General features: G+C 57.5%; 9 protein-coding genes. 5 read left to right on the top strand and 4 right to left on the bottom strand.

Features of this window, described 5'->3' with window-relative positions; all coding sequences use genetic code 11:
* Window positions 1-396, top strand: a 396-nt coding sequence (locus QT386_RS22455) for a hypothetical protein (protein ID WP_289275988.1), incomplete at its 5' end; no start/stop codon positions are given.
* A 58-nt stretch (window positions 397-454) separates the two neighbouring features.
* Here QT386_RS22455 and QT386_RS22450 read toward each other — a convergent pair.
* The 4 genes from QT386_RS22450 to QT386_RS22435 all read right to left on the bottom strand — a co-directional run bounded on the left by QT386_RS22450 (window position 455) and on the right by QT386_RS22435 (window position 4,499).
* The gene (locus QT386_RS22450; RefSeq protein WP_289275987.1) at window positions 455-1,120 is read right to left on the bottom strand and encodes a hypothetical protein; all 666 of its coding nucleotides are present in this window, start codon (window positions 1,118-1,120) and stop codon (window positions 455-457) included.
* 91 nt (window positions 1,121-1,211) lie between these two features.
* On the bottom strand, window positions 1,212-3,086 hold the full coding sequence (locus QT386_RS22445) for a DUF4034 domain-containing protein (protein ID WP_289275986.1): 1,875 nt from the start codon (window positions 3,084-3,086) through the stop codon (window positions 1,212-1,214).
* Between the two features lie 281 nt (window positions 3,087-3,367).
* Complete coding sequence (locus QT386_RS22440) at window positions 3,368-3,574, bottom strand: hypothetical protein (RefSeq protein ID WP_289275985.1); 207 nt, start codon at window positions 3,572-3,574, stop codon at window positions 3,368-3,370.
* A 97-nt stretch (window positions 3,575-3,671) separates the two neighbouring features.
* Window positions 3,672-4,499, bottom strand: a complete 828-nt coding sequence (locus QT386_RS22435; RefSeq protein ID WP_289275984.1) for a PH domain-containing protein — start codon at window positions 4,497-4,499, stop codon at window positions 3,672-3,674.
* A 742-nt stretch (window positions 4,500-5,241) separates the two neighbouring features.
* Here QT386_RS22435 and QT386_RS22430 point away from each other — a divergent pair.
* From QT386_RS22430 to QT386_RS22415, 4 genes are read left to right on the top strand one after another with little or no spacing between them, the layout of a single operon-like run.
* Window positions 5,242-6,414, top strand: a complete 1,173-nt coding sequence (locus tag QT386_RS22430; protein WP_289275983.1) for a hypothetical protein — start codon at window positions 5,242-5,244, stop codon at window positions 6,412-6,414.
* 14 nt (window positions 6,415-6,428) lie between these two features.
* Entirely contained in the window at window positions 6,429-7,541 is a 1,113-nt protein-coding gene (locus QT386_RS22425) for a hypothetical protein (RefSeq protein WP_289275982.1), read from the top strand.
* 27 nt (window positions 7,542-7,568) lie between these two features.
* Complete coding sequence (locus tag QT386_RS22420) at window positions 7,569-8,246, top strand: hypothetical protein (RefSeq protein ID WP_289275981.1); 678 nt, start codon at window positions 7,569-7,571, stop codon at window positions 8,244-8,246.
* Between the two features lie 60 nt (window positions 8,247-8,306).
* Window positions 8,307-9,734 (top strand): CsgG/HfaB family protein, encoded by a 1,428-nt coding sequence (locus QT386_RS22415; RefSeq protein ID WP_289275980.1) that lies wholly within the window; start codon window positions 8,307-8,309, stop codon window positions 9,732-9,734.
* The last annotated feature ends 428 nt before the right edge of the window (window positions 9,735-10,162 follow it).

Raw genomic sequence — 10,162 nt, 5'->3', positions numbered from 1 at the left:
ATCCGCTTCCTTCAGAAATCCGATGATCTGCTCTTCCGAATACCGCTTCTTCACGTCCGACCTCCTGGGGTCTTGGGTCGGACTCTAAACCACGGTGCTACTCAATTTTGGGGTAACGTCGGCCCGCACGGACATCCTGCGATCCAGGCCAGCCTCCCTGTTCCAGTTGACGATGTCCAGATACTCATCAGCCCGGCGACGCACATCGTTGATAAGGTCAGGGGCCAGAGATGGCCGGAGGATCAATACTACTTCTCCTTGCTGAACAAGGAGGGGGTAGAGATCGCCATGTCACGTGGGCATTACGGATGGGATGATGCCATCAAGTTGGCGACTTTCTTCAAGGGGAAGTCCGTTGAGCAGGCGCTGATGTGGTGGGCGCGTAGAAAGCTTTAGACGCCCCTGACGTGCGTTGCAGAGCGGGCAAGAGTATCGATAGGCCCGCTTGGTCTGGCTAGAGGTTATAGCTGCGCCGGTAATAAACCACCTGCTCCGCATAGCCGGATGGCCCGATATGCGGGGACTTCAACCCCTCATTCTCAATGCGCTCGATCTCTGGCAACAAATCACGGCGCCTTTCTTGAAAGCCTGCAAGCACGAGCCTGGCAGCGTCTTCCCCTCGATAGCAGAGCGCAAATTCGAGAGAACTCGGGAAATCCATTGCCGGGACATCCTCTGCGATCAATCTGTCGACCAGATCTCCCGGCCTCAAGAACATATCGAAGTACGGGATGATGTTGTCGTTCAGGAAGGCTACGACCTCCAGAATCTTCGCGTGGCGTGTACTCGGGTCGGCCAAGTCCCACTCTACGACCGGCCTCGACCTGCCGAGTAGATTCTGAGCCATACCGCCAGCTGCGTAATCGGTAACCATTTTTTCAGGGAGGTGAGCCTTCCTGAGTGCCATCAAGGCCTTTGAACCGACCCCCGCGTACATCCACAGCCGCACGTGCTGCCCTGCGATGTTGTACACCGACGATTGAAAGGAAACGGTGTACTTGAAGTCGACGTCACCACGAGAGAAGCGAGGCCCGCTTTTGGCATAACGAAACCCAGCGCCTTCGAATCTTCTTGAAATCTCCTGGCAGCTCGCAAGGTACACATCGCGTGGACTCTCCATGGCTTCCTTCTCCCTCGCCGATATCTTCGTATGCGTCCCTTGTTGCGTTCAATCGACTATGTGCTGATCGCGCGCATGGTGTCCGGGTTCGTCATCGAAGGCCTTGAGATCGCATGAATGTACAGGCATCTGCATGATGCAGATCACAGGCCTTTCGCATTGCATCTGCGCCGTTGTTGCTGACCTCCGCTTGGGCCTGCAGGCGCCCCAGCATGAATAATGAAGCCGCGTCATCTGGGACTTCCTTTAGATACGCCTCCTGGACGGCGATGGCTTCCTTAAATCGAGACTGGTAAGCCAGGCAAGCAATGAGATTGCCGTTGGCCTCTTGCGACTTGGGGGCTAGGCCGGTCGCTGCTTTGAGATCTGTCAGCGCAGGGTTGAAGTTTCCCTGCCGGCACAATGAGGTTCCTCGCCAGGTCAAGGCGGTGGCGTCAGCTGGATTCTGCTCCAGAAGAAGGGTGTAGCCCGCAATGGCCTCCTCCAGGTTGCCGGCTCTATAGGCATTTCCGGTATGTTTCCAGGCATCGTTAGTGGTCGCCTTTGTGAGATCGTCACTGGCGCTGTCTCCTTCCTGCCATGGCCTAAGCTGGTGATACCGGCGTGCATCGTCGAATGCCAGCTTGAATTGCTTCAGATGACGTGCAGTCCGGTTCCTCCCCTTCAGGAAATCCGGCTCGGAGCCCCAACTAAGTGCCTTGTTGTAATGGTCCAGGGCTTCCTCTTGGCGGCCGGCCAGTCGCGCAGCCTCTCCTCGTGCCCAGTCCGGGTAGCCGAGCAGCGTCTTAAGCTTGGGATTCTTGCTGGCATGCTGCTGTGCCAGCTTGGCGAAACGGGTCATGGCGTCGAAGCTGCCGCCCCATTTGGGCTGAAGCCGGAAGATGATGTTGGCATGTAGGTTGTAGCTATCGGGGAATAGCTCCAGGGCCTCGGGTGCGGCCTCCAGCATGCCCGATGCTCCTGACGCGCCGGCCGCCAGGACCAGCACTCGATACGGGGCAACGTTCTGAGGCTGCAGTGCGATCGCCCTCCGGGCATCATCTTCGGCGAGCTTCATGTATCGGCCCATCAGTTCGAACTGCTCGGGCTTTGTTTCATTCGAGAGCTTGCTTCCCCGCGCGGCGTATCCTGCCTCAACGCGGCTGAACGCCCGAGCGACATAGGGCTGATATGACTCTGGGCGTGCTTCAACCCAGGCATCAAGCCGCGCAAGCATCTCACTGTCGTGCCGCAAGAACGACTGATAGGCCACGATAAGAGAATCTTCTCCCTCTGAAACGCTCCACAGGGCCCCGATCCGGTATTGATCGAGCAGATGCTCAAGCTCTTCATGCTGATGAAGCGCGAGGAGCTTGCGAATGGCGTTTCCATCAGGTGAAGGCAGCAGCGGCGAGGCCGTATCTGCCTTGGCGGCGACTGATGGCGGCCGCGCGGCATCAGCCGCTTGGGCTGTACTCAGGCCGCTGTAGACAACAATCGCCGCCAGCAGCATCCATGCCCCCGATCCTGCGCATCGCGCTTGAAAACGAATCACGCCTATCCCCCTGCGAGTTTTCCACCTGCGGACGCAGGCTGGACAGCCATCACTGCTCGTCTGCGGCATGTAACCATGCCAGAACTGCCGGTCCTGATACCCAAAACAGCACCATGGCGAAGAGAATGGCCAGCGCCAAGCTTTGTGGAACACCCCAAAAAAACCTCCGGCCATGGCTGACTGACCGCCGAGGATAGGGAAGGGTGCCGTCGCTACAAGAGGTAGCCAAGCCTTGCCGGTTTTCCACGACCAGATGCCTGCTGCATAGAGTCCGAGGCCCAATGGCGGGGATGCTATAAGAGCCAGGGGGAAGAGCTTGTTTGCGAAGATCGTGGCAATCACAACAACCAGTGCGGCCAGCGACACCCAGGGCGAGGCTCGAATGATGCGTTCCGCTGCTGCCCGTCGCTCTGCAAGGGTTAGGGGTGCCATACGCGATCCGTAATCATCATCGAGTTTCCTATCGACCCGGGCGGGAATTCAGGTCTTGAGCGAGCCCACCCCGGATCCTGACGTCTGGAAGGCGGGAATCTAGAACTGGCGCATCTCCCCAGCAGCTTGGGATGGCAAGAGTGCTTCAAGGAGCCGCCTTGCAAGCCATCGGGACCGTTTTGTCGCCAGTCAGATAGACCGATCCATGGGGGGGGCGCCCGACCTTCTGGCATGCCTTGTCATTGAAGGCCAAGGCGATCGCGTTCTGCCGGGGAGGTCTCTTACAGGAGCCGGTCGCCATCCGCGCGAACCAGTACGAGCGTTACGTCTTCATCGATTCCTGCATAGGCTCCGTTCACCGTCCTTTCGACGATGGTCAGATCGCCAGACGTGTACTCGCGATCTGCATTGCTTGCGAATGCCAGAGTTGCCACGGACAGCGGCAGGGCCAAGGATGCCGATAAGACCTGGTTGAATCGCAGCTTCATGGTGGACCCTCCAATGTGGATTCATTTGGCTGGGGTCCGTCACAACGTGTGTGACTGAGAGGCCTGGCTTATCTTGGTGCTTACTTAGAACAATGAGTCAGCGGGCGTTTGCTGCAGATTCCTGAGAATCATTGAAGGCACGGCGAAATTCCAATGGATCTGAGACGTTAGGAATTGGAGCCTGAGGAGTTCCAGCGCCTGCTAGAACAATCGAGCCGTAGTTAAAAACACGTCCAAAAATACCTTGATTGACTTGGACGCTTTCGACGCGACCTATTTTCATCTCTACGGTATTTCGCCGAATGAAGCCAAACTTCGCGATTACCCGCTTATTCGTTACCGCAAGTTCAGTTGAGATGTAAGTAATGTAAACCCCGAGCAGTATGAGCAACCCAACGCCCCAGGCGAATGTCAGAAATACTCCAAAGAAAATGACAAGAGCGTAGGGCCATAGGCTAACCCTCGCAACGTATTCCACACGCTCGTCTGGCATGAGAACGCGCTTGACGTAGCTTCCCACTCGTTCAGGAGGCACGCTTGGTCGGTGCGCATCTTGATCGCTAGGCTGAGGCTGCTTAGGGGCGTTGGGACCATGCGTCTGAGTTCTTGATCGGATGGGAGGAGGTGACTGGTGATTGGCGGGAGGCGGTTCATCCACCAATTCAACGCCAGCCAACGCTTGGCTAGGAGGTGGAGCAGGGTGACGATACTCTGCCGGGACGCCTGCCTTCGTCAGCGCCTCCACCACACGCTTTGCAGTCTCTTCATCGGGTACGCGCGTCACGATAAATCGAGCGCCGCTTGTGAAGCGCGCGATCTGTTCCTGGCTGCCCTTGGGAAATAGTGCGCGGACATTGGATTGGAGCATGTCATCAGTGAAACCGCTTAGCGGGCGACCTGCCGCCCAGACCTCGAACACGCTCATCCTTCCTCCCCTGTTATTGTCGACATTAAATAATGCCGCAGCTTCACCTAGGCATTACGCGGGAATATACGCTGCGCGTCCAGGGGGGGGCGCATGTCGATTGCCAACCTGATTCATATGTCATGTTGGGCGGGTTAGGCCGAGCTGCGCTTTCTTCCACGGACAGTCCGATCGGTGTAGAGCCTAAAGCCTGATGCTGATCACGGACGTCAACCCGAGTGCAGTGGGACCGTCCGTGCAGACGGTGATTGATAGCAACCCGTCGATTCCAGGAGCCTATGGAAGCATGTCGCATGTCTTTCGGCAGCTACGTTCGATCCGGTCGATAAAAGTGGTGCTCCTTAGCTATGGGAATTTCAGTGACCTCAGGTCTTGGAGATTGGCCGGGGCTACATCATTAATGGAAGGCGGACTGCCTCGAAACATGACAGATGAATCAGGTTGTTCGTGGCTCGCAGGAATTTTCGGTGAGGGGCATGCCGCTTTGAGCCAAAGGAGGCGATCTCGAAGGGTCAACCCCCAATAAGGGGTTGCCTAATGAAGGCAGAACATCTAGATATGACGCTTGTCGCGTTGTACATTCACAAGCAAGCATCGACGCTAGGTCGTGCCGCGACAATATTGATCGAAGGCGAGCTGACAATCGTCCACAGAAGTTTACGAAGAAAACCTTGCTTCATTTCTGTCAGCCATTACTTCGCTATTGGCTCGGATTGGAGCATTTAGAGGCAGGGGAGTTGACGTGAGAAAACCATCTTGGCTGGTGTCCATGTGCATCATGGGCGCCTTGTCGCTTAACCCCGCGATAGCCATGGCCGCTACCGCGTACTACAGCGGCTTCGCCTACCTAGGCGACTTCAAGTCGATCGAGAAGAACTTCCCATACACAACGCAGCTAACGAAGTCTGAGCAAGGTGGTCCATCGCGATTGGATGTGGCCGTTCTGCCGCGTGTGAAAGCTGTCAGAAACCCGATTCTAACGATTGAGTTCGAGGGCCTCGGTAAACTCGGTCCGGATGCGACTACCGCGATTGCGTTGGCATTGGCGCTGGATCGCGAGACAGTCAGTGTAGAGAAGATTGGTGGCATCCATAAGATCGTTGTGGAGCTGTCCGCGCAGGCGCTTTTCTTCGACTTCAAGGAGAAGGCAGTCATCGCGAGTTACCCGATCATCGTCCAGTACATTGACGTGGTCCGTGAACGACCCGATGACGCTTACTTGGCGAAACTGGTCTCCGACCTCTACCTGGGGAACGTTGGAGTCAACCTTCTAGATGAATTTTCGAAGCGGCTGGAAACGATATCGCTGAATACGAATGTCTCACGTCGAATCCAGGTCTCCAGCGTCAACATCGGGAGCGAGGCTCAAGCGGTTCTGCCCCCTCAGTATGCTGACGACGAGCAGAATTTTCGAAACATGCTGGCACAGCAGTTCAGCTCCTACCTTTCCGTGAACCAGAAAATTCCAGTGCTGCCGTACACCGCTGGGTACGCGATCTCCAATCGTATGGCGGCCCGCTTCGAGGATGGGTCTGTGTTTGACCTGAAAATCCCAGAGCCCGACTACACCATCGACCTGGATTTGGCCAAGCTTCGGCGGATCGATGGGCCACAGAGCGCGGCAGGTATGAGCGTCATCTATGGGGCCCAGGTAAAAATAAAGGTGTCGGAGCCACTGTCGGGAAAGCGCTACTTCGATGCGCCGATCAAGCAGGGTGCCAGCAAGGGTGTACCAAAGTCACAGGAAAATGTGGACGACTGGGCCGCGTTCCAGGAGACGATCCTGCAGTTGATGAATAACTTCACGAGCGCGCTGGACGCGCCGACCGCTGAGTGGGCTGAGAAGCATGCCAGCGACAAATCCCTGACTTCTTCGATGAGCGATCTCAGAAAGGTGCTGCAATCATGCAAGTAATAATGCGCTGTCTGGTGGCGGCACTGCTGCTCGGCTTCTCCTTCAGTGCATCCGCCCAGGATGCCTCGGCCAAGGGTATGGCGACGGTGAATTTCACTCCTCCTCTCACCGGAGCCACCAAGCAGGCGGCCCTGCAAAAGGCGCAGGTTAATGCACTGGATCGGTACTTCTCTACGGTGGACCAGGCTAAAGCCAAGAACTACGAGTTAATCCGAGGTCGACTGCTGGAGTCCATCGACTCCTACATCCTGGGGGCGACGATTTTGTCGGAGGAGGTGGACGACAAGGCCGGCGTTTATACGGTGACGGTGCGTGCGGATATCAATAAGCCCCGCCTTGAGAACGCCCTGCAGGGCAGTTCGGCGATGGCGAACACGGCCAACGCTGATAAATCAGCCCTCACCTTTGTTTTCATTGCCCGACAGCAGCGCTCGGTCCAGGCATTTGACGACAAGGTCTATAAGCGAGTCGATACACAGTCAAGTGCGAAGCAGTCGGGTTCCTCGCAGAACCGTGCAGTGGAGTCCGAAAGAATCCGGAGCGCCAGCATCGAGACCGGCGAATCGGTTAAGAGCAGCGGAAATTTCGAAGCAAGCAGCAGTGATTCCGTCACGACCGGCGGGAGCGTGACCAAGAAAGCCGATGTGGTCGAGTGGTCCATCGTTAATGCGGATGGCATCAACTCCGTAATGACCGGAACCTTTTCCAACGCCGGCTATGAGGTGGTGGAAGCCGAATATCTAGAGCAAGCCTCGAACAATCAACTCAGTGTGGCCGCGATTCGCAAGGACTACAGCACCGGCAACGACCTCTCGGCGGCTACGCTTAGAAGTGCTGTGAGCGGCGTAAAGGCGGCGGAGGTTCCTTACTTGGCCTACGGAACATTGGACGTGGGCATGGCAGACACTGATCCGGCTTCAGGCTTGACTCGCGTATACGTGACGGTGTCGGGCAAGGTTCTAGATCTGCGTGGCCGCTTTCCCAAGACGGCCTCCGCCGTCGGGCCGGTGCAGTTCGCCGGCCTGGGGCCCAATGAAGGGGTAGCGCGAACCAATGCGCTGAAATCGGCTGCAGGCAGCGCCGCCCAGCAGCTGATGAATGAAATGAACGCCCGGGGCGTTCAGTAAGAATCTTTTTAACCAGAGGAACAGAAAATGCAGAACAATAAAATCGTGGCAGCCCTCTCGATCATGGCAGCATTGGCCACTGCCCCGGCGTTTGCCATCGGCTTGCCGAAGCTACCGGGAGTGGGTGCGAGCGCCGAAGCGCAGACGGCGCCCGCGGGCGATGCATCGGGCATGCAGGATTCCGTCATCAAGACCTTCGTGGCAGGCTCCATCGAGATCAGCACGGCACAGGCATCGCTGCTGCGCGCGTTTGACCTGAAGGACCAGGCCGCCGCCCTGGAAGCTGACGCCGCCGCCCTGAAAAGCGGTGCAACTGATCAGTCGACTCTGAGCAAGGCTACGCAGAGTTCGAAGTCCGCTTCGGATGAGATTGCTAAGCGCATCGCTGCAGGTCAGCCTTTGAGCGAGGAAGGTAAGCAGCACTATGTCGCCAGCTTGGTGCCGTTCGCCAAGGGACTGGTCATTACCTCCAAGTTGCCTCCCGAACTGAAGACGTTCGGAGATGCTGCCAAGCAGCAGGTGCAGGCTGCTTCACTGATGGACAAGGCTTCGGTCACATCCAAGCTGGCTCCCGGCATGTATCTGGTGAAGGAAGCGCCTGGTTACACCAGCAATGCCATCGATGCTTTCAAGAAGATCGTTACCTTCGCGCAGAGCAATTCGATTCCGGTGCCGGCAGACGCAACTGCCGCACTGAACTTCTAAAGTAAGCTGATGAAGGGCGGCCTCGGCCGCCCTTCCTTTTCCGGAAGGGTAGATCCAATCATGTCGAAATACTTACCGATGGCCTTCCTATCGGCAATCCTCGCTGTGACCGCTTGCAAGAAGGAGGCCCCCGAGGCCCCGGTCGAGCAAGCCCCGGCGACGATGGCCCGCGAGATGCCGGACGCAGGAAAACTGGAGCAGGTCGCGATACAAGCTACCGGCGAGGGGCGCAGTGTGCAGGCGGCCGTCGATCAGGCAATCCAGTTGGCAGTAGAGCAGGTCAACGGTAAGTCAATTGACGCAAGCGCGACGCACTACCAGGCCGGTGTGGCGATCGCCGTCGGGTCTGAGAACATCGAGATCGGGACTGCCGCATTCCAGAACCTCGTTAGCACGCGTACTCGCGGTGTCGTCAGTAACTTCAAGATCCTGAAGCAGGAAAAGTCCATCCTCGGCGATAGCCACAAGGTAACCATCGAGGCGAACATCGCCAAATTCGTTCGCCCGGAGTCGGCGAACCGCTTGCGGCTGGCGATCGCACCTTTCCGAACGCGCCAGGGAGCATACCGGGTGGACACCCGGGAGTTTTCCTCTGAGGAGATCGCACGTCGCCTGCGAACCGATCTGACGACAGCGTTGACCCAGACGGACCGCTTCGCGGTTCTGGACCGCGAATTTTCGGCCGAAGTGAACGCAGAGCTGGACGAGATATCCAGCGGACGTGTGGCATCAGAAGATTTTGCGCGAATTGGGCAGCAGTTGGCTACGGACTACGTGCTGGTGGCCCAGTTGGATCGTTTCGGTTACGAGCGTCATGAGCGTGCTCTCCGCACCTCGGACCGTGTGCTGGTCAGCCATTCCGGTGGTGCGACTCTGTCGTTTCGCCTAATCAACGTTACCACCAATCAGATCGCCATGGCTGACCAGGTGGAGATCGCTCTCCCGGCCACCGCGCCCACGACGTTAGGTACATCCATCGATTCTGCGTCGGTCGTGGAGACACTAATGAAGGGATTGAGCAACAATGCCTCTTCGAAGGTTTTGGCTAAACTTTTCCCGGTCACGGTTCTCTCGGTGCAGGGCAATGACGTGGTGCTGAGTCAGGGCGGCTCAGCTGTAGCGGAGGGGAGCCACTACTCGGTGGTACTCCGTGGCCAAGAGATGAAAGACCCACAGACGGGGCAGTCGCTTGGCAGGGTGGAGAAGCCCTGCTGCGTGATTGCCATCACTAAAGTCACTCCGACCTTGTCCTACGGGCAGATTATTTCTAGCAGCTTGGATGTGCAGAAGGCATTCCAGCCCGGCGCGCTGGAGTTGCAGGGCAAGGTCGCCCAGGGCGCCCCTACGCCGATGGAATCGGTGGGAGAGGAAGACGCCTCAGATGACGAGCCTGCTGCCGCGGCCCCCGCCAAGGCACAGAAGAAGGCGCATCCCGCCGCTACGGCTCCGGCCGAAGCTCCCGCTGCTAAAGAGGATGCGAACTGGTGAGGACCATGGCGCTTGTCCGCCGGTTGGGAGCAGCCACATTGGCGGCATCCCTGTTGGCCTGTGCCAGCACCGGCATTAGCCCCGGGGTCTGGGAGCTACGGCCTACGGATAGCCAGGCATTTGAAGTGGAACTGCGGCAGCTGGGTCCGGGAGAGTTCTACTTGCAGGCAGGTGGACAGCCCATGTCGGGCGTGTATCGCCAAGACAAAAAAGTCCTGAGGATGACCAAGCCGGATATTCCTCGCTTCAGCGGGTACGCCTGGAACATTCTAGAAGACGGGTCATTGGTTTTGGCCACGGAAGCCGATGTCCCGCTCACGGGGCGCAGGCTGGTGTCCTCTACTATGCGAAGGCTTCGATAGTCGAATACAAGCAATTCATATAAGGGCCCGGCCCAGTATGCCGGGCCCTTAGCGTTGTGACGAACA

It is taken from the genome of Solimonas sp. SE-A11, assembly GCF_030345715.1.
Classification (GTDB): domain Bacteria; phylum Pseudomonadota; class Gammaproteobacteria; order Nevskiales; family Nevskiaceae; genus Solimonas_A.
Note: the sequence above shows the minus strand (reverse complement) of the source record. Positions and strands in the feature narration are given on the sequence as shown.

What these genes read in the sequence shown, in the direction of transcription:
- QT386_RS22450 (WP_289275987.1), bottom strand. Translation starts at nt 1,120, where the DNA reads ATGGAGAGTCCACGCGATGTGTACCTTGCGAGCTGCCAGGAGATTTCA.
- QT386_RS22445 (WP_289275986.1), bottom strand. Translation starts at nt 3,086, where the DNA reads ATGGCACCCCTAACCCTTGCAGAGCGACGGGCAGCAGCGGAACGCATC.
- QT386_RS22440 (WP_289275985.1), bottom strand. Translation starts at nt 3,574, where the DNA reads ATGAAGCTGCGATTCAACCAGGTCTTATCGGCATCCTTGGCCCTGCCG.
- QT386_RS22435 (WP_289275984.1), bottom strand. Translation starts at nt 4,499, where the DNA reads ATGAGCGTGTTCGAGGTCTGGGCGGCAGGTCGCCCGCTAAGCGGTTTC.
- QT386_RS22420 (WP_289275981.1), top strand. Translation starts at nt 7,569, where the DNA reads ATGCAGAACAATAAAATCGTGGCAGCCCTCTCGATCATGGCAGCATTG.
- QT386_RS22415 (WP_289275980.1), top strand. Translation starts at nt 8,307, where the DNA reads ATGTCGAAATACTTACCGATGGCCTTCCTATCGGCAATCCTCGCTGTG.